This is a genomic window from Rudaea sp., from assembly GCF_036560865.1.
Classification (GTDB): domain Bacteria; phylum Pseudomonadota; class Gammaproteobacteria; order Xanthomonadales; family Rhodanobacteraceae; genus Rudaea.
In genome coordinates this window covers 1-22,046 of record NZ_DATBQK010000044.1, presented here as the reverse complement: position 1 = coordinate 22,046, position 22,046 = coordinate 1, and the positions used below count along the sequence as shown (strand labels likewise).

The following is a 22,046-nucleotide window of genomic DNA, read 5'->3' as shown; positions in this document are numbered from 1 at the left end:
GTTTTGGATTTCATGGAAGTAGATTTGTGCTTCACGCTGCGTTGCCTTGCGGAATGAGATGACGCGGATTTCATGCTCGGTCTCCGTGTGAACGATCGAAACAGGAATGCCGGCGAGAAGGCCAAGCGTTACAAACCGTTGCTCGCCGTAGGAGAACCGAGCATCTTCGAAAGTGTAGGTAGCGCCCTCGAAAACGAGCGGAGCATCAACGAAGTCGAGTCCGTGAGCCTTCAAATTCGAAGCGCGTTTTGTCTTCGACCAAGTGAACTCCATAGGCGCAGTGTATATACGATATGTAGTGGCGTCAACAGAATTCTTGAGGCCTAGCGCCTAATTGAGCCAAGCCGCGAAACTGGTTCGGCCCGAATGAAATTGCTAAATCTTGTCTGTCCGGAGGTGATCACGAAGGCTGGCTTCTAATTGCTGCTTGAGATCGTCAATTTTTACGAACGATTGCTGAAGCTCCTTGTGACTATTTGGGGCGCTGCGATCGAAATTTTGAACTTTGTCTTTAAAGGTGTTCAGCGCAGAGATGATCTGCTCATGGATGGACAAAATTGGTCTTGGAAGGATGAGGCGAAGCAATCCTTGGCGAGAGTTCCAATCTTCAGCAAACCCATCAATTTTCGATAGAAAGTCTTTCTTTGTGTCCAAGTCTTCGCGGTCAGGCCAACGAAGAATGTCCGCGTGTGATGTGCTCTGGCACAACTGATAGTGGCGGTAAAACATTGCGTAGTAGTCAACTACGTGATGCACATGCTTGTCATAGCTTAAGGCTGTTAGACCAAGCTCCTTTCGGAGCTCTTCAATCTGAATTAGGACGACGTTTTGCTCGTTCTGGAGAATCCGCTTTGCCGTAATATCACCGAGCCATCGAAATAGGCTAGCCACAATGGCAGCGCCGCCGCCGAGAGACAGCAGTATTGCGACGGCGATCGAAAAAGGTGAATTTGTCGGTCATGGTTGAAAAATCTAACAAGAATTCAATTTCTATCCGCTGCCCATTGTCGCAGCCTAATCGCGCAGCATGGACCTATACAAGAACGCCGAAATGACGACCGCCCGACCCGCCAATACTACTCGCCGCGCGCTCGTCACCGGCGCCAGCGGCGATATCGGCGCGACGATCTGCCGCGAACTTGCGGCGCAGGGTTGCTTTGTCTACGCACACGCGCACGCGAATGCGGAACGCGCGCAGGCGCTGGTCGACGAAATCCAGTCGAATGGCGGCACGGCGCAGGTGGTCACATTCGATCTGACGGACGCTGCGGCAACGCGCGCGGCGATCGAAACCCTGCTTGCCGATGGACCGATCGAGGTTTTGGTGCACAACGCAGGTATCCACGACGACGCACCGCTCGCAGGCATGCGCGACGAGCAATGGCATCGGGTGATCGACGTGTCGCTGCACGGATTCTTCCACATAACGCAGCCACTGCTGTTGCTGATGGCGCGCGCGCGCTTCGGGCGCATCGTGGCGGTGTCGTCGGTTGCGGCGGTGCTCGGCAATCGCGGCCAGGTCAACTATGCGGCGGCGAAGTCGGCCCTGCACGGCGCGGCGAAATCGCTCGCACGCGAGATGGCATCACGCGGGATCACAGTGAATGTCGTCGCGCCGGGCGTGATCGCCGGGCGCGTGGCCGATGCGGCCTTCGACTCGGAGCAGATCAAGCAGCTGGTGCCGGCCGGGCGCGCGGGCACGGCGACCGAGGTCGCCAGTCTGATCGCGTATCTGTGTTCGGACGCCGCCGGTTATATCAACGGGCAGGTGATCGGCATCAATGGCGGCATGGGCTGAGCCGGCAGGCGCTACACGGCCGCGACACTCTGGCGCGGTGCCTTCCGCGCGCAAGGACTCGCCGCTATACTTTGCGCCAACGCAAAGCGTGGCTCAGCCGCGATTGCGCAAAATTCGTTACCGGCCGCTGCCGGCTGACCCCATCCAGGTGATGCGTCCGTGACCAATCCCGTTACCCCCACCGATCGACAATTCCTCAAGCACTTTTCGATGGTGATCGGCTTTCTGGTGCTGGTCATGTTCGCATTGATCGGTCTGGCATTGCTCCTGTATTCCCATCATCCGCCGCCGGTAAATCCCTCGCATGTCGAGGAAGTGCAGGCGCGCATTGCGCCGGTCGGCGGCGTCTATGCGGGCGATACCGGCCGCGCCGCGCTGCAGGCCGCGCAGGACGCCGCGAAAAAGGCCGCGGAAGGTCAAGTGGCCTACGGCGGCACGCTCGACGGCAAGACCATCTTCGGCAATCTGTGCCAGACCTGCCATACCAATGCCGCGACCGGTGCGCCGGTGATCACCGACAAGAGCGCCTGGGCACCGCGCGTCGCCGAGGGCCTCGAAACCCTGGTCAAACATGCGACCGAAGGGTTCCAAGGCAAGGATGGCAAGCTGATGCCCGCCAAGGGCGGCAATCCGTCGCTGACCAACGAGCAGGTCAAGGCCACGGTCGAGTGGATGCTGACGCAAGTTAAGTGACTTCTGGATGAAGTCATCCCGGCCGTACAGGGATGTACTCTTGAGCCGGGATCGAGCGTCTAATCGATGCCGAGCAATCGCCGCCGGTCGTGCGCGTAGCCGATCAAGTCCGGAAAGAAGCGCGCAAACGTTTCATCGAGCGCGCTCGCGCGCTGCCATAGCTCGGGCCCGGCTTCGGCCAGCGGATTGGCGCGGCGCAGACGTCCGCTGATACCGCCGAGCGCCTGTTCGATCGCCGCGCGCTGCGCATAGCCGACGAACAAGCCGTGGCTGCGCATGTAGTGCGCGAAGCGCAGCAAGTCCGCCGGCAGTTGCGCCGCGTCGGCCGCAACCAGATCCAGCATGCGCGTGGACAGCGCGGCCAGCGATTCGTCCGAATAGCGCGACCAGTCGCGCGCCAGCGCATGGTCGAAATACATGTCGAGCAGGATCCCGGCATAGCGGCGCAGCGGCGCATCGAACAGGCGGCGCGCCTCGATAACGAATGGATGGCTATCCGTATAGACGTCTATTTTTCGATGCAGCATGACGCCGGCGCGCAAGGCCGGTGGCCAGTCCGGAGCGGGCGCGCCGCGCCAGAAATCGCCGAGCAGGCCGCCGAGCTGCGCCTGGGCCTGCGTGCCGGCGAGAAAAATGTGGGCGAGATGATTCATCCGTGGCGGCTGGGGTCGGACCGATCCGATGTCAAATGACGGTGGCTGTCCGCTATTATGCGCAGCCTCATGACGACCGACACTGTACCGGATCGATTCCCCGCGACCGCGACGACCTTCCTGCTGTCCGGGCCGGCGGGCGCACTCGAAGTCGCCACCGACATGCCGGCGCCCGACCTCGCGCGCGCGGGCACGGCGATCGTCTGTCATCCGCATCCGCTGCAGGGCGGCACCATGCACAACAAGGTGGTGACCACGCTCGAACGCGCGCTGCGCGAACTGGGTCTGGCGACCGTGCGCTTCAATTTCCGCGGGATCGGCGCATCGGCGGGAACCTTCGACGACGGCCGCGGCGAGACTGACGATGCGCTTGCGGTTGCGGCGTGGGTGCGGCGCGTGCGACCCGATGATGTGCTCTGGATGGCCGGATTTTCGTTCGGCAGCTACGTCGCCCTGCGCGTGACCGGTACCTTGCCCGTGCGCCAGCTGATTACGGTCGCGCCCGCGGTAACACGGCTGGATTTCAGCGCGTTGCCGATGCCCGCATGCCCGTGGCTGGTGATTCAGGGCGAAGCCGATGAAATCGTCGAACCCGCCGCGGTGTATGCGTTTGTCGCCGCGCGCGCTCCGGCGCCGACCCTGATACGCGTGCCGGATACCGGCCATTTTTTCCATCGTCGCCTGATCGAATTGCGCGGCATCGTGCAGGACGGCGTGCGCGCGAACCTGCCGCCGCTGCTGGGCACGGCGCACGCATGACCGAGGCCAACGCCGCCGTCGTCGCAACCCCGAGCGCATTGTATGCGCGGGGCGTCTTGGAAAAACGCTGGGAAGACGATGCTGCGCAGCGCGCCGTGCTTCTGCGCCTGGATCGCATCCAGGCCGAACTGATCGAGGCCGAGAACAGCAGTTGGTGGCGCCGCCTGCGCTCCACGCCGCCCGCGCGCGGCCTTTATCTGTGGGGCTCGGTCGGGCGCGGCAAGACCTTCCTCATGGACTTGTTTCTGCAGTCGTTGCCGTTCGAGCAGAAGCTGCGCCTGCATTTCCACCGTTTCATGGGCCGCGTGCATGCCGAGTTGAACCGCTTGAAGGGGCATGAGGATCCGCTCGTCGCGGTCGCCGCGCATTTCGCCGCGCAGGCGCGCGTGTTTTGTCTGGACGAATTCTTCGTCACCGACATCGGCGATGCGATGATCCTGGGCAACCTGCTCAAGCACCTGTTTGCACGCGGCGTCACCTTGGTGACGACATCGAATATCGAGCCCGGGCTCTTGTACAAGGACGGTCTGCAACGCGAACGGTTTCTGCCCTCGATCGCGCTGATCGAACAGAATTGCGAGGTGTTGGAACTGTTGTCGAGCCAGGACTATCGCTTGCGTGCGCTGACCGATGCCGGGGTTTATTTCACCCCGCTCGGCGAAGCGGCCGAGCGGGCGCTCGCGGCGTGTTTCGCGCGCATCGCGCCGGGCGTCCGGCGCAACGAGCCGACCATCGACATCAACGGCCGCGCAATTGCGGTCAAGCACCGCGCCGATGGCGTGATCTGGTTCGAGTTCGCCGCGCTGTGCGAAGGCCCGCGCGCGGTCGCCGACTACATCGAGATCGGGCAGAGCTTCAACACGGTGCTGATTTCCAATGTGCCGCAATTTGTCGTCGATGCGGACAGGGAAGACGCGGCGCGGCGTTTCGTCAACCTGGTCGACGAGTTCTACGACCACGGCGTCAATCTCGTGGTCTCGGCCGCCGCGCCGCCGCAGGCGTTGTACCGCGGCCGCCGCCTGCTCAACGAATTCGCACGCACCGAAAGTCGGCTGATTGAAATGCAGAGCGCAGAATATCTGGCCAGCGCGCATCGGCATTGAACTTTCAGTCTGACGAACAAGGGAGGCAGGATAAAAAGTGACTTCTGTCCATTGCGATGCGGCGGACTATTGGTTATATATACCCAATGGTTTAGTATTTCGATTGCAATCCCGCCGGCCAGCCCCATGACGTTGCGATGCGCAACCCAAGGCCGGCTGCGCGCTGGCAAAATCCGGTAACAAACTTCAGAGGCGTTTTTTCTATGCCGTCCAGACTGTTTCGCAGCGCCGTTGTCGCTGCCCTGGTCATCGCGTTCATCAGTGGGTGTGGCAAGAGCGGGCCGGCACAACCGGCACAGATGCCGGCGGCCGAAGTCGGCGTGGTGACCGCAAAGGCGCAGGCTGTGCCATTGACTCAGGATCTGGTCGGGCGTCTGTCCGCTACGCGCAGCGCGGATGTGCGCGCGCGGGTAGCCGGCGTGCTGCAGAAGCGCGTGTATACCGAAGGCAGCGACGTCAAGGAAGGCCAGGTGTTGTTCGAGATCGACCCGGCGCCGCTGCGCGCGGCTTACAACGCGCAAGCAGCGAATCTTGTCGCGGCGCAGGCGACCTACACGAACAATCATGTCGCTGCCGAGCGCACTCGCTCCGTGGCGGGCAAGGGCCTGCTGTCGAAGACCGATCTGGACAATGCGCAGGCTGCCGAGCGCACCGCCGCCGCGGCCGTGCAGCAGGCGCAGGCCAACGTCGACAGCGCGAAGATCAGCCTTGGCTATGCCAGCGTGACCGCGCCGATCAGTGGCCGCGCCGGCCAGCAGCAAGTGACCGAAGGTGCGCTGGTCGGTCAGGGCGATGCCACCCTGCTGACGACAATCTCGCAGATCGATCCGATCTATGCGAATTTCAGTCAGGCGGTTGGCGACCTCGATCAGCTGCGCCGCGCGCAGTCCACCGGTGACATCAGCCTCGAACAACCGAACAAGGCCAAGGTCGAACTCACGCTGCCGGACGGCACGCCGTACGGCCAGCCGGGCACGCTGGACTTTTCCGATATCGCGGTCGACGCCGCAACCGGCGCGGTCAGCCTGCGCGGCATCGTGCCGAATCCGGATCACATCCTGCTGCCGGGCATGTACATCAGCGTGCGCGTGACGTTCGGCGAACTCAAGCACGCCTATCTCGTCCAGCAGGCCGCGGTGCTGCGCGACGCCAAGGGTCCGTATGTGTTCGTCGTCGGCAGCGACGGCAAAGTCGCGCAGAAGCGCATCACCGCCAGCACGCAGCAGGGCGAATACTGGGTCGTGACCGACGGCATCGCCGACGGCGATCAGATCGTCGTCTCCGGCGTGCAGAAGGTGCGGCCCGACGCGCCGGCCAAGGCCGTGCCTTGGTCGCCGAACGGGGACAACAACGCGAAGCCCCAACAGGCTCCCGCGCAACCCGCCGCCGGCAAGCACTGAGGCGCCGCCATGTCGAGTTTCTTCATCGACCGCCCGGTCTTCGCCTGGGTCATCGCGATCCTGATCGTGCTCGGCGGCGCGATCTCGATCACGCGCCTGGGCATCGAATCCTACCCGTCGATCGCGCCGCCGCAGGTCGTGATCAGCGCCAGCTATCCGGGCGCCGACGCCGAAACCGTCGAGCGCACCGTGACGCAGGTGATCGAGCAGCAGCTCACCGGCATCGATCACCTGATGTATTTCAGTTCCACGTCGAGCGCCAACGGCGGCTCGTCGGTGACGCTGACCTTTGACCCGGGCACGAATGCGGACATCGCCCAGGTGCAGACCCAGAACAAGGTCGCGCTCGCGACGCCGCGCCTGCCCAGTGAGGTGACGCAGCAGGGCGTGACGACGGTGAAGTCGAATCCCGACTTCCTGATGTTCTTCGCGCTCAAGTCCGACGACGGGCGGTCGAACTCCTACGAGCTCAACAACTTCGTCTCGTCGAGGATCATCGACCAGATCGCGCGTCTGCAGGGCGTCGGCAACACGTTTCAGGTCGGTTCCGAATTCGCCATGCGCGTCTGGCTCGATCCGGACAAGCTGCACGGCTTCGGATTGTCCGCCGCCGCCGCGCTGAGCGCGGTACGGCAGCAGAACGTGCAGGTCGCGGCAGGCGCCGTGGGCGCGGAGCCGACCATTCCCGGCGTCGGTTTCACCGCGACAGTGCGCGCGGAAGGCCGCTTCACCACGCCGCAGCAGTTCGAGGACATCATCCTGCGCGCGAACGCCGACGGCACCACGGTGCGATTGAAGGACGTTGCACGGGTGGAGCTCGGTCCGTACAGCTATGGCCAGCGCGTGATGTACAACGGCCAGCCGGTCGCCGGCGTCGGTGTGCAGCTCGTCAGCGGCGCGAACGCGCTCACCGTCGCCGGCGAAGTGAAGGCCAAGCTCACCGATTTGCAATCGACCTTCCCGCCGGGCGTGTCGTGGTTCGTGCCGTACGACTCGACGCAGTTCGTCAAGATCTCGATCGAGGAAGTGGTGAAGACGCTGATCATCGCCGTCGTCCTCGTGTTCTTCGTCATGCTGATGTTCCTGCAGAACTTTCGCGCGACGATCATCGCCACACTGGTGATCCCGGTGGCGCTGATGGGCGGCTTCCTCGGCATGTTTGCGGCCGGATTCACGATCAACCAGTTGAGCCTGTTCGGCATGGCGCTCGCCATCGGCATCGTCGTTGACGACGCCATCGTGGTGATCGAGAACGTCGAGCGCCTGATGCGTGAGGAAGGTCTGTCGCCGAGGGAAGCGACGCGCAAGGGCATGCACCAGATCACCGGCGCCGTCGTCGCCATCGCCGTAGTGCTGATGGCCGTGTTCGTGCCGAGCGCAATGCAGACTGGCTCGGTCGGCGCGATCTATCGCCAGTTTGCGCTCACCATCGCGCTGTCGACCGGCACCTCCGCGTTCCTCGCGCTGGTGTTCACGCCGGCGCTGTGCGCGACGATCATCAAGCCCGCGCACGGAGGCCGCAAGAATTTCCTCTTCAACGGCTTCAACCGGCTGTTCGACTGGACGCGCGAAACCTATACCCGCGACGTGCGCCGCGCGATCCGCCATGTGCCGTCGTGGATGGCCGCATTCGTCGCCATCTGCATTCTGTGCGGATTCCTGTTCTACAAGCTGCCGAGCAGCTTCGTGCCGGAGGAGGATCAGGGCTACGCGCTCGCCATCGTGCAGCTACCCGCCGGCGCGACCATCGCGCGCACCAATGCGGCAATCGACAAGGTGGTCTCGATCATCCGCAGCAATCCGGAAGTCGAAGGCACGTTCGCGCTCAGCGGTTTCAGCTTCGTCGGCACCGGCGAGAACGTCGGCATGGCGTTCATCCGCCTCAAGCCATGGGGCGAGCGCAAGGCCGGCGCGCCGGAACTCATCGGGCGCATCCAGGGCCAGTTGTTCGGCGGCGTGCGCGACGCGATGGCATTCGTCGTCAACCTGCCGACGATCCGCGGCCTCGGCCGTTTCGGCGGTTTCGACATGTACCTGCAGGACCGCGGCGGACAGGGCCACGATGCGCTGGTCAACGCGCAGAACATTTTGCTCGGCAAGACCGCGCAGCACGCCGACACGCTGGTCGGCGTGCGCCCCAACGGCCTCGAGGATTCGCCGCAGCTCGACATGAAGGTCGACCGCGTGCAGGCGCAGTCGATGGGTCTTTCGCTGTCGGACGTTTATACGGCCATCCAGCTCATGCTCGCGCCGGTCTACGTCGACGACTTCATCTATGGCGGCCGCGTGCTGCGCGTGACAATGGAAGCGGATGCTAAGTTTCGCACGAGTCCGGAGGCGCTGACCCATTTCTACGTGCCGAGCAGCCGCGTATCCGTGAGTGGCAGCGGCAGCAACGGCAGCAGCGGCACGAACGTGTCGTCCACGCCGCCGATGATTCCGCTGTCGAACGTGGTGAAGACGGATTGGCGCCTCGCTTCGCCAAGCCTGGTCCGCTACAACGGCTACGAGGCGATCGACATCGTCGGCGGCAACACGCCGGGCAAGAGTACCGGCGAGGCGATGTCGCTGATGGACCAGCTCGTGAAGGAATTGCCGCCTGGCTTCGCCGCCGAGTGGACCGGTCAGTCGCTCCAGGAAATCATTTCCGGCAATCAGGCGCCGATCCTCATCCTGTTCTCGATCGTGGTCGTATTCCTGTGCCTCGCCGCGCTGTACGAAAGCTGGTCGATCCCGGTCGCGGTGATGCTGGTCGTGCCGTTAGGCATCACCGGCATGCTGGCGCTGACGCTGTTGCGCCACATCTTCGATCCGAGTCTCGCGAACGACGTCTACTTCAAGGTCGGCATGCTGACGATCATCGGCCTCGCCGCGAAGAACGCGATCCTGATCGTCGAATTCGCCGTCGCCGAACAGCGCTCCGGACGCCCGCTCGGCGCCGCGGTGGTCGACGCCTCGCGCCTGCGTCTGCGGCCGATCCTGATGACCTCGTTCTGTTTCATCCTCGGCGTGATGCCGCTGGCAATCTCAAGCGGCGCCGGCGCCAACGCGCGTCACGCCATCGGCACCGGCGTGATCGGCGGCATGCTGTTCGCGGCCTTCCTCGGTGTGCTGCTGATCCCGATCTTCTATGTCTTCATCCGCCGACTGCTCGGCGACAAACTCGAGCCGTCCGAGGAAACGCTGGCGGCGACGGCGAATCCGCCGCGCCACGAATAGCCGCAGGCGCCAGCGCCACCGGATAAGACGGCCGAGTGCCGTCTTGTGCGCACGTCGATTTGCGTCAGCGCGCGTGATGCCGACTTTCGACTCGGCAGACGCACGAAAAACCATGGCCACCGCCATGGCAAGCCAAACTGAGCGACCGGCAGTTCGCGCGCATCGCGCGCGGGCGGCGGGATGCGCTGAGCCGGCGACTAGTGTCAAAATCGGCTTTCGATAGCGCATCGAAAGCCGATGAATCTTTTTCCGATCTTTGCCGATCTCGCTGGCCGCGCGGTGCTGATCGTCGGCGGCGGCAGCGTGGCCGAACGCAAGGCGGCGCTGCTGCTGGCCGCCGAGGCACGCATCGATATCGTGGCGCAGGATCTGACGCCGACCCTGGCGGAATGGGCCAAGTCAGGCCGCGTGCGTCATCTGGCGCGCCAATTTGCCGCTGAGCAACTGGACAATCGTTGGCTGGCAATTGCCGCGACCGACGATTCCGCGCTGAATGCGCTGGTCGCGGTGGCAGCGAAGACGCGCCATATCTTCGTCAATGTGGTCGACAATGCCGCGCTGTCGACGTTTCATGTACCCGCAATCGTCGATCGCTCGCCGCTGATCATTGCGATTTCTTCGGGCGGCGCCGCGCCAATACTGGCGCGCCTCGCGCGCGAACGCATCGAAAGCTTCTTCGATCCGTCCTGGGGGACACTCGCCGATTTGCTCGCGCGCACACGTGCGCGCATTCGCGCGCGCTACGCGCAAGTCGCACCGCGCCGGCGTTTCTACGAACGCGTATTGCGCGGTCCGGTCGCCGAACTCGTGCGCGCGCAGCGGCCGCAGGAAGCGCAATCGGCACTGGAACAGATGCTCGGCGATGCGGCTACGGGGGCGCCGTCGCCCAGCCCTCAGCCCTCAGCCCTCAGCCCTGCTACAGGCTCGGTCGTGCTGGTCGGCGCAGGTCCGGGCGATCCGGGCCTGTTGACCTTGCACGCGTTGCGCGCACTCAACGAAGCCGATGTGATTCTGCACGATCGCCTGGTCAGCGATGCCGTGCTCGACCTCGCGCGCCGCGACGCCGTGCGTGTCGATGTCGGCAAGATCGTCGGCAAGCATCACACCCCGCAGGCGGGAATCAATGCGTTGATGGTCGAGCATGCGCGTGCGGGCAAGCGCGTGGTGCGCATCAAGGGCGGCGATCCCTTCATCTTCGGTCGCGGCGGCGAGGAGATCGAGTTCCTGCGCGCGCACGGCATCGCTTATTCGGTCGTGCCCGGCATCACCGCGGCAATCGCCTGCGCCGCGTACGCGGGCATTCCGCTCACCCACCGCGATCATGCCCAAGTCGTGCGTTTCGCCACCGCGCACCGCAAACGCAGCGAAGGCCCATCGAACAACGATGTCGCGCATGGCGCGACTCCGTCTTCCCCTCCTCCGCGTGCGGGGGAGGGCAAAGGGAGGGGGCAAGCTTCCGATGCGTTGACTGCGGGTGGCGAGACGCTCGCGATCTACATGGGCGTGGCCGAGTTCGCCAGTGTGCGCGATCGTCTCTACAACGAGGGCGTGTCTGCGGGAACACCGTTCGCGATCATCGAGAACGGCACGCGGCCCGAGCAACGCGTGCTCGTCGGCACCTTGGCCGAACTGGTCGAATGCGCGGCTGCCTATGCCGTGCAGGCGCCCGCCCTGCTCGTGGTCGGCGGCGTGGCGGAGTTGGCCGCTACGCAGCATTGGTTTGGCGCGCGCCCGCTTCAATCAGATAACCCTGTCGCGCGAAGCGCGACGATCACTCCCCCTCTCCCGTTTGCGGGAGAGGGCAAGGGGTGAGGGTTCACCGTAATTTCTACGCCTTGGCCCTATCCTGCTAGGCTATGCGTTCTTTTTGAAGAACCTAAGAACACACGGGAGACACCATGTCCGAGCCTATTTTCACCGCGCCCGCCGGCGGCGCCAAAATCAGCATCGCCAACGGCCGTTTGAACGTACCGGAAAATCCGATCATCCCGTTCATCGAGGGCGACGGCACCGGTGCCGACATCTGGCGCGCGTCGGTGCGCGTGCTCGACGCCGCAGTCGCAAAAGCCTACGGCGGCAAGCGCAAGATCCACTGGCTCGAAGTGTTCGCCGGCGAAAAATCCAATAACCAGTTCGGTACCTGGCTGCCGGAATCCACCGTGCAGGCCTGCCGCGATTATCTGATCTCGATCAAGGGTCCGCTGACCACGCCGATCGGCGGCGGCATCCGTTCGCTCAACGTCGCGCTGCGCCAGATGCTCGATCTGTACGTCTGCCTGCGTCCGGTACGCTGGTTCAAGGGTGTGCCTTCGCCGGTGAAGACACCGGAAAAAGTCGATATGGTGATCTTCCGCGAGAACACCGAGGACATCTATGCCGGCATCGAATACGCATCCGGCAGCGAAGCGGCGCAGAAATTACTCGACTTTATCGCGCAGAACGATCCGAAGGCGTTCGACAAGATCCGCTTCGGCACCAAGGCCAGGGCCGAAGGCTGGCAGAAGCAGCTCGAAGGCATCGGCATGCCGCATCGCGAAGTCGGCGTCGAAGTCGGTATCGGCATCAAGCCGGTCAGTCACCTCGGCACCGAGCGTCTCGTGCACAGCGCGATTTCCTACGCGGTTGCGAACAAGCGCAAATCGGTGACCCTGGTGCACAAGGGCAACATCATGAAGTTCACCGAGGGCGCGTTCCGTAACTGGGGCTACGAGGTCGCCGAGAAATTCTTCCCGAATCAGACCTACACTTGGGAGACTTGGGAAAAGACCAAGGCTGCCAAGGGCGAAGCCGAAGCGAATGCGGAACAAAAGGCCGCACTCGCCGCCGGCAAGGTGCTGATCAAGGACGCGATCGCCGACATCACCTTGCAGCAGGTGCTGACGCGCCCGGACGAGTTCGACGTGATCGCAACGCTGAATTTGAACGGCGATTACCTGTCCGATGCACTCGCCGCGCAGGTCGGCGGTATCGGCATCGCGCCGGGCGGCAATATCAATTACCTGACTGGCCACGCGGTGTTCGAGGCCACGCACGGCACCGCGCCGAAATACGCCGGCCTCGACAAAGTCAATCCGGGTTCGGTGATTCTTTCCGGCGAAATGATGCTGCGCTACATGGGCTGGACCGAAGCCGCCGACGCGATCATCACGGCGATGGACAGGGCAATCGCCAACAAGCGCGTGACTTACGATTTTGCGCGCCTGATGGACGGTGCGACCGAAGTGAAGTGTTCCGAGTTCGGCGACGAGCTGATCAGGAACCTGTAGGCGGTGAGGGAATCGCCGGCTTTGTGCTTTGTACGGCGGGTTATGCGCTCAAGGGCGCTAACCCACCCTGCGGCTAACAAGTATCTCTGACCGTTCAGTTCTCAGTGTGGCTGGATCAGTCGCGGCCGCTGCACAATCTTGCGGCACGCATCCGCGCAGCGCCGCACGACCGACACACTCAGCGATTGCTTGGCCCGGCTTGGCTCTTGCGCCGGCGTTGTCGGTACCTGTTCGGACGGCAATAAATGTCCTTGGGTGAACAGCATACCCAGTGACAGACTGTTGTATTTTTCAAGCCAGTTGCGCATGACACGCTCCACGCTTCTTGGTTAAGGTGCAGGCAGAATAGGCCTGTCCCGCTGGGGTAAAAAGCGATACTTTTGCAAGCCAGAGTTGAGCAATATTCAATGCTCGGTCGGCCATGGAATCAGCGCCGCGATGGTTTGCTCCTGGCTAGGCCGCCGCACGTCGATGAATGCGCCAGAGCATCTTTGTCGGCGCGCGTTGCGCCAATTCATGCTACCGATGCAGGTGAGGCCCGATGAAATTCATGGTACGACTTGTCGCTTCCCTCGGCCTGATCCTGCTGGCGCAGAATGTTTCCGCGCAGGAACATGCAACCTTGAACCTTGCGACCTACAATCTGCGCCTGAACGTCGACTCGGACGGTGTCAATGCCTGGCCGAAGCGCAAGGAGATGGTCAAGGGTCTGGTCCGCTATCACGAGTTCGATATCTTCGCCACGCAGGAAGGCCTGATCGATCAGCTCAACGATCTGGCGCAGATGCAGGAATACGCCTTCGTCGGCGCTGGCCGCGACGATGGGATTCACGGCGGCGAGCATTCGGCGATTTTCTACCGCAAGGAGCGTTTCACCCTGCTCCAATCCGGCAATTATTGGCTGAGCGAAACCCCGGACAAACCGTCGCTGGGCTGGGACGCGACCTGTTGTAAGCGGATCGCCTCGTGGGCCAGATTCCGCGACCGCGCAACGAAGAGGGAATTTTTCTTTTTCTCCGTGCATTTCGATCATCAAGGCGTGATCGCGCGCCGCGAATCGGGCAAGCTGATGGTGCGCAAGATCCGCGAAATCGCCGGCAGCGTGCCGGTCGTCTGCGCCGGCGATTTCAATTCGACCCCGGACACCGAGCAGATCCACACCATGCAAACCCTGCTGCGCGATTCGCGCCAGATCAGCGCCACGCCGCCGTACGGCCCGCTTGGCACCTTCAACGACTTCAAGCTCGATGGCCGGAACAACGAGTTGATCGACTATATTTTCGTCAGCGCGCAGTTCAAGGTATGGAAATATGCGGTGCTGACCGACTCCAGGGACGGGCGCAACCCATCCGATCACTATCCCGTCGTGGTCAAAGCCGAGCTCCAGTGAAACACGAAACGCACATGTTTTCCGTATCGCAGGGTTGCCGATGAAGGTCTCCGACTCCGGCGACGTCGCATCCGCAATCGCGGTTGCCGCGGACGACGGCATGGCTCTAGCCGAAGCGGCCTCGCTCGATATCCGCAACGGCTTTGCCCAGTACAACGCACGCTTTCGTGCCGTCACCCAGCGCGCCAAACTGCGCTTCGAGACGCGCGATTTCGCCTCCGCGCGCATGGACGCGGTCGAGCGCATCGATCTCTACGACATCTGCGTGCGCGTCACGACGCAGCGACTCGAGACGCTGTTGCGCGAGCGCGTGCGCAATCACGCGCTGTGGCAGCAGATCCGCCGCAGCTTCGCCGAGCTGATCGCGCCGCTGCTCGATCAGGAGCTCAACAAGACCTTCTACAACACGCTCACGCGGCGCTTCTTCCGCACGCACGGCGTCGACGCGGGCATTGAATTCGTCGCGCTCGACATCGAGCCGACCGATCGCATCACGCATCCGGTCGCGCGTCACAGCTACGCCGTGTGGGGACATCTGCCGCGCATCTGTCAGCGCATTCTCGGCGACTATTCCTTCGCCGTGCCGTATGCGCATATGGGCCTGTGCGCGCTGCGCATCGCCGAAGCGTTGACGCAACGGCTCGCCGACTGGGGCACGGATGCGGGCGGCGCCAATCCGGTACGCGCGATCGAGCTGCTCGAAACCGTGTTCTACCGCGAGCGCCGCGCCTACTTGGTCGGGCGCATCTTCGGTGTCGATCGCACCGCGCCATTGGTGATCGCGCTGGTCAACGAAGATGCAGGTTTGCGTGTCGATGCGGTACTCAGCGATCGCGCGCACGTGGCCCAGGTGTTCGGCTATACGCGCAGCTATTTCCAGGCCGATCTGGCCACGGTCGGCGACGCGATCGTGTTCCTGCGCACCCTCCTGCCGTACAAGCCGATCGACGAGCTGTACACGGTGCTCGGCCGCGCCAAGCAGGGCAAGACCGAGCGCTACCGGCATTTCTTCCGCCATCTCGGCGCCAACCGCGAGGAGCGGTTCGTCCACGCCGACGGCGAACGCGGCATGGTCATGGCCGTGTTCAGCCTGCCTTCGTATGCACTGGTATTCAAGCTGATCCGCGACAAGTTCGCGTTTCCCAAGGAAAGCGTGCGTGCCGAGGTCATGCAGAAGTACACCATGGTATTCCGCCACGACCGTGCCGGGCGTCTGGTCGATGCGCAGGAATTCCGCTGGCTGCGCTTTCCGCGCGCGCAGTTTGCGCCGGCCCTGCTCGAGGAACTGCTGACCAGCTGCAGCGAAACCGCGCAGCTCGACGGCGACGATCTGGTGATCGCGCATTGCTATGTCGAACGTCGCATGCGCCCGCTGAACCTGTATCTGCGTGAAGCCGACGCCGATGCCGCGCTGCGCGCGGTCGTCGATTACGGCCAGGCGATCCGCGATCTGGCCGCGAGCAATATTTTTCCGGGCGATCTGCTGCTGAAGAATTTCGGCGTGACCGGGCACAGCCGGGTGATTTTCTACGACTACGACGAACTGTGCCTGGTCAGCGAATGCCGTTTCCGCGAGTTGCCCGACGACGATGGCAATGGCAGCGAGGCGTTCTATGTCGGTCCGCTGGATGTGTTTCCCGAGCAGTTTCCGCGCTTTCTCGGCATGGACGAGTCGCAGCGCCAGGCCCTGCTGGAAGCGCACGCTGATATTTTTACGGTACGCTGGTGGCAGGATCTGCAGCAGGCATTCGCTGCGGGACAGCTCGTCGACGTGCCGCCGTATTCCGAGCAGGTACGGCTCAAGGCGCAAACTTTCGACTTCATTGCCGGTCAATAATCGTTCTTGCTCCCAATCAGGAAAATACACATGAAAACGCTGGTGAAAATGGTTTGTGCAATGAGTGCGCTATTGGCGATCGGTTCGCTCGCCCACGCGCAGAAAGCGCCAGCGGGCGCGGGCACGGCGATGAGCATCGATACGATCCTCGCCGGCGACTGGCGCTCCGACAGGAACAAGGCGCGCGACCAATACCGCCACCCGAAGCAGACACTGGAGTTCTTTGGCGTCGCGCCGACACAGACCTTGATCGAAATCTATCCGGGCGGCGGCTGGTATGCGGAGATTCTCGCACCCTTGCTCAAGGACAAAGGCCACTACATCGCTGCGATCATCAAGCCGGACAGGCCAGCTGGTGAAGCGGCCGACGACAAGAAAGGGCTGCGTGGCAAGTTCAATGCCGATCCGGCGCACTTCGGCGCGGCCAAAGTCATCGAGTTCGTGCCCAAGACGGCTGTGCTCGGTCTGCCGGGCAGCGCCGATATCGTGCTCACGTTTCGCAACGTGCACAACATGACGGACGAAGGCAGCCAAGTGCCGATGTTCAAGGCGTTCTTCGATGTGCTCAAGCCCGGCGGCACACTCGGCGTGGTCGATCATCGCGCCAAGCCCGGCACGACCCTGGCCGAGAACAAGAGCACCGGCTATCTGCCCGTGGATGCGGTGATCAAGCTCGCAACCGATGCGGGATTCAAGCTCGTCGCGCAGAGCGAAATCAACGCCAATCCGAAGGACACCAAGGACTATGCGAAAGGCGTGTGGACCTTGCCGCCGACGCTCACGCTCAAGGATCAGGATCGCGAAAAATATCTGGCGATCGGCGAATCGGACCGGATGACGCTGAAGTTCGTGAAGCCGGCGAAATGAATCGTGTTCGTCGCCCCGGCAGCGATGCCGGGATGATGAGACATCAGCGCGATTATCGAAAAGCCAAGATGACAGGCTTCAAGGACCACTTTTCCGGCCACGCCAATATCTACCGCGAAGCGCGGCCGACCTATCCTGCGGAATTATTCGTGTGGCTGGCCGAGCAGGCGCCCGACACCGCGCTGGCTTGGGACTGCGGCTGCGGCAACGGTCAGGCCACGGTCGCGCTGGCCGAGCACTTCGCACACGTGGTTGGCACCGATCCGAGTGCGAACCAGATTGCCGGCGCCGAAGCGCGCGCGAACATTGCTTACCGCGTCGAACCCGCCGAGCACAGCACACTGGTCGGCGCGAGCGCGAGCCTGGTCACGGTTGCGCAGGCGTTGCACTGGTTCGATTTCGCGCCGTTCTACGCCGAGGCGTGGCGCGTGCTCAAACCCGGCGGCGTGTTCGCGGCCTGGAGCTACGCCGCATGCGAGGTCGGCGATACCGCCATCGACAAGGTTATCGATCGCCTTTACGTCGATCTGACCGGCCCGTACTGGCCGCCCGAGCGCGCCTATGTCGATGCCGGGTACCGCACGCTGCCGTTTCCCTTTGCGGAAATCGCCGCACCATCATTTCCGATGGTTGCGCGCTGGAATGTTGAGCAGCTGCTCGGCTATCTGCGCTCATGGTCGGCGACGCAGCGCTATATCAAGGCGCATGGCGAAGATCCGGTTGGCATCGTCGAACCCGACCTGCGCGCGGCTTGGGGCGATCCCGCGCGCGCACGCGACGTGCAGTGGACGTTTCATTTGCGGGTTGGAAAAGTTTGAGTAGTGATGCTTGGATTTCGGTTGGCATGGCAGTCAAAGAAACCCAGATATGAGTGCGCTTGCCGAGCACCTTGCGCCGCTTAGATCGAAGTCAGTTTCGCATAGGCCAGCACCAGCCATTTCGCACCGGCATTCTCGAAGTTCACTTGCACGCGTGCGTGGGTGCCCGAGCCTTCGGCATCGATCACCACGCCGTCGCCGAAGCTCGCATGGCGCACGCGCTGGCCGAGCTTGAGCGTGAGGGTTTCGGAGTCGTCCACGGCGGCGTAGCGTCCGGCATACAGCGGACGCGAGACCTGCACGCGCGGGCGCACCTCTAGCAGAAGCTCGCGCGGTAGCTCGTGCAGGAAGCGCGAGGGGCGATTGTAGCTTTCGATGCCGTGCAGCCGGCGCGATTCGGCATAGGACAGCACCAGCGTTTCGCGCGCGCGTGTGATGCCGACATAGGCGAGTCGGCGTTCTTCTTCGAGACGGCCGGGTTCGTCGAGCGATTTCTGGCTCGGAAACAAACCGTCTTCGAGGCCGACCAGAAACACCAGCGGGAATTCCAGGCCTTTGGCCGAATGCAGTGTCATCAACTGCACGCAATCCTCCCAGGCCTCGCCCTGGCCTTCGCCGGCTTCGAGTGCGGCGTGCGCGAGAAACGCGGTGAGTTCGGAAAATCCGGCTTCGATATCCTCGGGTAAGCGCTCGAAGCGGCTGGCGACATTGACCAACTCGTCGAGATTTTCCACGCGCGATTCCGCGCTGCCGCGCGAGTCGGCTTCGTAGAAATCGCGCAGGCCACTGCGCTGGATCGCGTGGTCGATTTGCTCTGAAAGCGCAACGGGACTCGGGTCTCGGGACTCGGGACCCGGGGAGAGCAGGTCAGTCGCGACCCCCTGCGCATTTGTGCTTTCATCAGCCGCAGCAGATTCTTTGTGTTGCGCGGCCGCGGGCTCTGGATCTCCGAGTCCCGAGTCCCGAGTCCCGAATCCCGGCTCTCCTCGGAGCCCCGCACAATCAAGCGCCAACCCTCGAATCAATCCGAGGAACCCGTTCAGCGCATTTTTCGCGCGGCCGCCGAGATCGGCCCGGGTTATTTCCGCGACCGCCGCGTCCCATAGCGAACTTGCTTCACGCCGTGCGCGCTGGCGCAACGTGTCGAGTGTGCGCTCGCCGATTCCGCGCGGCGGCGTGTTGACCGTGCGCTCGAATGCGGCGTCGTCATGTCGGTTGGCGACGAGGCGCAGATACGCGAGCGCATCCTTGATTTCCGCACGGTCGAAAAAGCGCAGGCCGCCATAGACGCGGTAACGCAGATCGTGCTGGATCAGTTGTTCCTCGAAATTGCGCGACTGCGCATTCGAACGGTAGAGGATGGCGCAATCCTGCGCGCGCCCGCCATTCTGCAGATGCTCGCGGATGCGCTCGATCACGAAGCGTGCTTCGTCCTGCTCGTTATAGGCGGCGTAGAGCGCGATCGCCGCGCCGCTTTCGCCCGCGGTCCACAATTTCTTGCCCAGGCGCTGCGGGTTGTTGGCGATGATCGCGTTCGCCGCCTGCAGGATCGTGCCGGTCGAGCGGTAGTTCTGCTCCAGGCGGATGGTCTGCGCGCCCGCAAAGTCGCGCAGGAAGTGCTGGACGTTTTCCACGCGTGCACCACGCCAACCGTAAATCGCCTGATCGTCGTCGCCGACCACGAAGACCTGGCCGGTCTGTCCTGCGAGCACGCGGATCCAGGCGTACTGAATCGTGTTGGTGTCCTGGAATTCGTCGATCAACAGATGCCGGTAACGCTCGCGATAGTGTGCGAGCAGGGCCGCATCGTTGAGCCACAGTTCGTGCGAACGCAGCAGCAACTCGGCGAAGTCGACGAGCCCCGAACGCTGGCAGGTTTCATCGTAGGCGCGATAGATATCGAGCAGGGTGCGCGTGAGCGGATTGCCGCCATGTTCGAAATCCGACGGACGTTTGCCCTCGTCTTTCGCCGAATTGATGAACCAGGCGGCCTGGCGTGGCGGAAAACGCGCCTCGTCGAGACCGAGCGCGGTGATCGTGCGCTTGATCAGGCGCTGCTGGTCGTCGCTGTCGAGTATCTGGAAGGTCTGCGGCAGGTTCGCCTCGCGCCAGTGCTGGCGTAGCAGGCGATGCGCAATGCCGTGAAACGTACCGACCGACAAGCCGCGCGTGCCGGGCGCGACGAGTGATTCGCAGCGTGCGCGCATCTCGCCCGCGGCCTTGTTGGTGAAGGTGACCGCGAGTATCGACCACGGCGAAGCACCCTCAACCTCGAGCAGCCAGGCGATACGGTGGGTGAGTACACGGGTCTTACCCGAGCCGGCGCCGGCGAGTACGAGATAATGTCCCGGTGGCGCGCTGACCGCTTCGCGTTGCGCAGGATTGAGATCGTCCAACAGATGCGATACGTCCATTGCCTCAATTGTAATGGCGCGTGCGCGAATCGGGTCATACTTCCGCGATGAGTTCCCGCCTGCGCAGCGACCGCAATCTCTTGCTTGGCCTGTGCAGGACGCTGCGCAGGCGTGCACGTCTTGCGCTGGGTGCGATCCTGATGCTGTGCGCGTCCGCGCTGCATGCGCAGGACGCGCCAAGCTACGCGATCGAGTTCGATGCGACGACACTGACAGCCGCTGTCGAACTCTGTCTCGCGCAGGCGCACGCGCGCGTCGCGTTCGCGGCGGATTCGACATGGGCGATGGGCTTTGTGCATGACCTGCGGCGTGGTGAAGGTCGCGCCGTGGATGCCGGCAGCGGCGAATGGACGGCCAGGGACTGGCAGGCCGGCGAGTGCCTGCGCTACCGCGCCGATCTGGGCGCGCTCGCGGACACGCGCAAACCCGACGTTGGCTGGCGCCTTGGCGACGACATGGCAGTCGCGCCGCAGCTGTGGCTGTTGCGGCCGGATGTACAAGGGGATGCGGACGCGCAACTGCGCATTGCCCTGCCGGCCGCTTGGTCGATCTCCGCGCCATGGCGCGAGCTGTCGCGCGGTGGGAATTCCGCAACTGGCAAAAATATTCGTTTCAGCATTCCGAACACCCCGGCGGACTGGTCGGCCACGGTCGCGATCGGTCACTTCGATGAAGAAAAAATCGCCTTGCCCGGCGGCGTGCTGCGTCTGACCATCCTGCACGGCGCTGACGAAAATCAGCGCGAGAAACTGCGTGCCTGGTTTGACCGTGTCGCGCATGCCGTGCTCGGTGCGTACGGACGCTTACCACTGCCCGACGTGCAGGTGCTGATGATCCCGGTCGGTGCGCGCGACCAGGCCGTCATGTTCGGTCAATCGGTTCGCGGCGAAGGCAATGCCCTGCAACTGCTGATCGATCCAAGCCGGCCGGCCGCGGAATTCGCCGACGACTGGAAGGCGGTGCACGAACTCAGTCATCTGATGCATCCGTATCTCGGCGACCGCGGCAGCTGGCTCGCCGAAGGCCTGGCGACCTACTACCAAGATGTCCTGCGTGCACGCGGGGGCCTGTTGACGCCAACCCAGGCGTGGGATCGACTGGCCGAAGGATTCCGGCTCGGCATGGCGCAGTCCGCGGACGGCAGCTTGGAAGAAACCGCCGACGGCATGCATCGCAGCCACTCGTTTGCGCGCGTGTATTGGGCGGGCGCGGCATTCTGGCTCACGCTCGATCGCGACCTGCGCCGCGCGAGCGCGGGCAAACAAGGCGTGGATAGCGTGCTGGCGAAGTTTCGCGACTGCTGTCTGCCGGCGTACCGCGAATGGCGGCCGGAAACCTTCGTCGCGCGGCTCGATGCGCTGGCCGGAACGCGCATCTTCGAACAGCGCTATCGCGAATTCGCCGCGATGCGCGAATTTCCGGACTGGCAAGGCGTGTATGCCGATCTGGGTATTCGCGACCAGGGCGGACATCTGCGTTTCGACGATGGCGCAAAGGACGCTGCAATCCGCGCCGCGATCATGGCAACGCCGCGCCATTGAATGTACAAATGTATAAACGTGGAAAATGCAACATCGCACATAAAAAAGCCCCGAGAGCTTAGGGGGAGCTCTCGGGGCCGGGTCCGAAGACCGATCTGGGGAGGGATCGATCTCCGCGGCTTGTCCAGGGAGGCGGACAAGCGCAGGTGCCGTTGCGTGCACCTGTACTATTAGGTGGCGACAAGGGGGTTAAGTTCAAGTCCAGGCCGACAATTTTTCCGATTCGATTCAGAATTTATTCATTGCTCGGGCAATCAGCCACTTGCATGGGAAAAACGCGGATTATTA

Annotated in this window: 18 protein-coding genes; 13 read left to right on the top strand and 5 right to left on the bottom strand. The window is 63.1% G+C overall.

All coding sequences use genetic code 11. The annotated features are described in order from the left end of the window. On the bottom strand, nt 1-273 hold a 273-nt coding region (locus VIE67_RS05240; RefSeq protein WP_332023975.1), incomplete at its 3' end, for a BrnT family toxin. A 102-nt stretch (nt 274-375) separates the two neighbouring features. Next, a complete protein-coding gene (locus VIE67_RS05235) occupies nt 376-891 on the bottom strand; it encodes a hypothetical protein (protein WP_332023973.1) in 516 nt (171 codons plus the stop codon). 160 nt (nt 892-1,051) lie between these two features. Between VIE67_RS05235 and fabG the strand changes: the two genes are divergently transcribed. Together fabG and VIE67_RS05225 are read left to right on the top strand one after the other, a co-directional pair. Next, entirely contained in the window at nt 1,052-1,798 is a 747-nt protein-coding gene (gene fabG, locus VIE67_RS05230; RefSeq protein WP_332023971.1) for a 3-oxoacyl-ACP reductase FabG, read from the top strand. Between the two features lie 159 nt (nt 1,799-1,957). Next, nucleotides 1,958-2,491, top strand: a complete 534-nt coding sequence (locus VIE67_RS05225) for a c-type cytochrome (RefSeq protein ID WP_332023969.1) — start codon at nt 1,958-1,960, stop codon at nt 2,489-2,491. Nucleotides 2,492-2,550: 59 nt separating this feature from the next. On the opposite strand, the gene VIE67_RS05220 is transcribed toward VIE67_RS05225, so the two are convergent. Then, entirely contained in the window at nt 2,551-3,144 is a 594-nt protein-coding gene (locus VIE67_RS05220; protein ID WP_332023967.1) for an acyl carrier protein phosphodiesterase, read from the bottom strand. A gap of 69 nt (nt 3,145-3,213) precedes the next feature. Between VIE67_RS05220 and VIE67_RS05215 the strand changes: the two genes are divergently transcribed. The 6 genes from VIE67_RS05215 to icd all read left to right on the top strand — a co-directional run bounded on the left by VIE67_RS05215 (nt 3,214) and on the right by icd (nt 12,891). After that, on the top strand, nt 3,214-3,903 hold the full coding sequence (locus tag VIE67_RS05215; RefSeq protein ID WP_332023965.1) for an alpha/beta hydrolase: 690 nt from the start codon (nt 3,214-3,216) through the stop codon (nt 3,901-3,903). Next, nucleotides 3,900-5,006, top strand: coding sequence for a cell division protein ZapE (gene zapE, locus VIE67_RS05210; protein WP_332023963.1), 1,107 nt, complete (start codon nt 3,900-3,902; stop codon nt 5,004-5,006). Before VIE67_RS05215 ends, zapE begins: the two co-directional genes overlap by 4 nt. A gap of 203 nt (nt 5,007-5,209) precedes the next feature. Then, complete coding sequence (locus VIE67_RS05205) at nt 5,210-6,406, top strand: efflux RND transporter periplasmic adaptor subunit (RefSeq protein ID WP_332023961.1); 1,197 nt, start codon at nt 5,210-5,212, stop codon at nt 6,404-6,406. Between the two features lie 9 nt (nt 6,407-6,415). Then, on the top strand, nt 6,416-9,625 hold the full coding sequence (locus tag VIE67_RS05200) for an efflux RND transporter permease subunit (protein WP_332023959.1): 3,210 nt from the start codon (nt 6,416-6,418) through the stop codon (nt 9,623-9,625). 237 nt (nt 9,626-9,862) lie between these two features. Further along, nucleotides 9,863-11,437, top strand: a complete 1,575-nt coding sequence (gene cysG, locus VIE67_RS05195) for a siroheme synthase CysG (RefSeq protein ID WP_332023957.1) — start codon at nt 9,863-9,865, stop codon at nt 11,435-11,437. An 86-nt stretch (nt 11,438-11,523) separates the two neighbouring features. After that, entirely contained in the window at nt 11,524-12,891 is a 1,368-nt protein-coding gene (icd, locus tag VIE67_RS05190) for an isocitrate dehydrogenase (NADP(+)) (RefSeq protein ID WP_332023955.1), read from the top strand. A gap of 101 nt (nt 12,892-12,992) precedes the next feature. On the opposite strand, the gene VIE67_RS05185 is transcribed toward icd, so the two are convergent. Beyond that, nucleotides 12,993-13,199 carry a hypothetical protein gene (locus VIE67_RS05185; protein ID WP_332023953.1) on the bottom strand — a complete coding sequence of 69 codons (207 nt, stop codon included), beginning with the start codon at nt 13,197-13,199 and terminating at the stop codon, nt 12,993-12,995. 233 nt (nt 13,200-13,432) lie between these two features. Between VIE67_RS05185 and VIE67_RS05180 the strand changes: the two genes are divergently transcribed. The 4 genes from VIE67_RS05180 (at nt 13,433) to VIE67_RS05165 (ending at nt 17,803) form a co-directional block, all read left to right on the top strand. Then, nucleotides 13,433-14,281, top strand: coding sequence for an endonuclease/exonuclease/phosphatase family protein (locus VIE67_RS05180; protein ID WP_332023951.1), 849 nt, complete (start codon nt 13,433-13,435; stop codon nt 14,279-14,281). A 100-nt stretch (nt 14,282-14,381) separates the two neighbouring features. Beyond that, complete coding sequence (aceK, locus tag VIE67_RS05175) at nt 14,382-16,118, top strand: bifunctional isocitrate dehydrogenase kinase/phosphatase (RefSeq protein ID WP_332023977.1); 1,737 nt, start codon at nt 14,382-14,384, stop codon at nt 16,116-16,118. A gap of 30 nt (nt 16,119-16,148) precedes the next feature. Beyond that, the gene (locus VIE67_RS05170; protein WP_332023949.1) at nt 16,149-16,985 is read left to right on the top strand and encodes a class I SAM-dependent methyltransferase; all 837 of its coding nucleotides are present in this window, start codon (nt 16,149-16,151) and stop codon (nt 16,983-16,985) included. 68 nt (nt 16,986-17,053) lie between these two features. Beyond that, nucleotides 17,054-17,803, top strand: a complete 750-nt coding sequence (locus VIE67_RS05165) for a class I SAM-dependent methyltransferase (RefSeq protein ID WP_332023947.1) — start codon at nt 17,054-17,056, stop codon at nt 17,801-17,803. 80 nt (nt 17,804-17,883) lie between these two features. On the opposite strand, the gene VIE67_RS05160 is transcribed toward VIE67_RS05165, so the two are convergent. Continuing rightward, complete coding sequence (locus tag VIE67_RS05160; protein WP_332023946.1) at nt 17,884-20,217, bottom strand: DNA helicase II; 2,334 nt, start codon at nt 20,215-20,217, stop codon at nt 17,884-17,886. 47 nt (nt 20,218-20,264) lie between these two features. Between VIE67_RS05160 and VIE67_RS05155 the strand changes: the two genes are divergently transcribed. Continuing rightward, complete coding sequence (locus tag VIE67_RS05155) at nt 20,265-21,758, top strand: hypothetical protein (RefSeq protein ID WP_332023944.1); 1,494 nt, start codon at nt 20,265-20,267, stop codon at nt 21,756-21,758. Nucleotides 21,759-22,046: the final 288 nt, after the last annotated feature.

Coding starts and splice junctions, on each gene's coding strand:
- VIE67_RS05200 (WP_332023959.1), top strand. CDS start 6,416: ATGTCGAGTTTCTTCATCGACCGCCCGGTCTTCGCCTGGGTCATCGCG.
- VIE67_RS05220 (WP_332023967.1), bottom strand. CDS start 3,144: ATGAATCATCTCGCCCACATTTTTCTCGCCGGCACGCAGGCCCAGGCG.
- VIE67_RS05170 (WP_332023949.1), top strand. CDS start 16,149: ATGAAAACGCTGGTGAAAATGGTTTGTGCAATGAGTGCGCTATTGGCG.
- VIE67_RS05165 (WP_332023947.1), top strand. CDS start 17,054: ATGACAGGCTTCAAGGACCACTTTTCCGGCCACGCCAATATCTACCGC.
- zapE (WP_332023963.1), top strand. CDS start 3,900: ATGACCGAGGCCAACGCCGCCGTCGTCGCAACCCCGAGCGCATTGTAT.
- VIE67_RS05205 (WP_332023961.1), top strand. CDS start 5,210: ATGCCGTCCAGACTGTTTCGCAGCGCCGTTGTCGCTGCCCTGGTCATC.
- aceK (WP_332023977.1), top strand. CDS start 14,382: ATGGCTCTAGCCGAAGCGGCCTCGCTCGATATCCGCAACGGCTTTGCC.
- icd (WP_332023955.1), top strand. CDS start 11,524: ATGTCCGAGCCTATTTTCACCGCGCCCGCCGGCGGCGCCAAAATCAGC.
- fabG (WP_332023971.1), top strand. CDS start 1,052: ATGACGACCGCCCGACCCGCCAATACTACTCGCCGCGCGCTCGTCACC.
- VIE67_RS05215 (WP_332023965.1), top strand. CDS start 3,214: ATGACGACCGACACTGTACCGGATCGATTCCCCGCGACCGCGACGACC.
- cysG (WP_332023957.1), top strand. CDS start 9,863: ATGAATCTTTTTCCGATCTTTGCCGATCTCGCTGGCCGCGCGGTGCTG.
- VIE67_RS05180 (WP_332023951.1), top strand. CDS start 13,433: ATGAAATTCATGGTACGACTTGTCGCTTCCCTCGGCCTGATCCTGCTG.
- VIE67_RS05160 (WP_332023946.1), bottom strand. CDS start 20,217: ATGGACGTATCGCATCTGTTGGACGATCTCAATCCTGCGCAACGCGAA.
- VIE67_RS05185 (WP_332023953.1), bottom strand. CDS start 13,199: ATGCGCAACTGGCTTGAAAAATACAACAGTCTGTCACTGGGTATGCTG.
- VIE67_RS05155 (WP_332023944.1), top strand. CDS start 20,265: ATGAGTTCCCGCCTGCGCAGCGACCGCAATCTCTTGCTTGGCCTGTGC.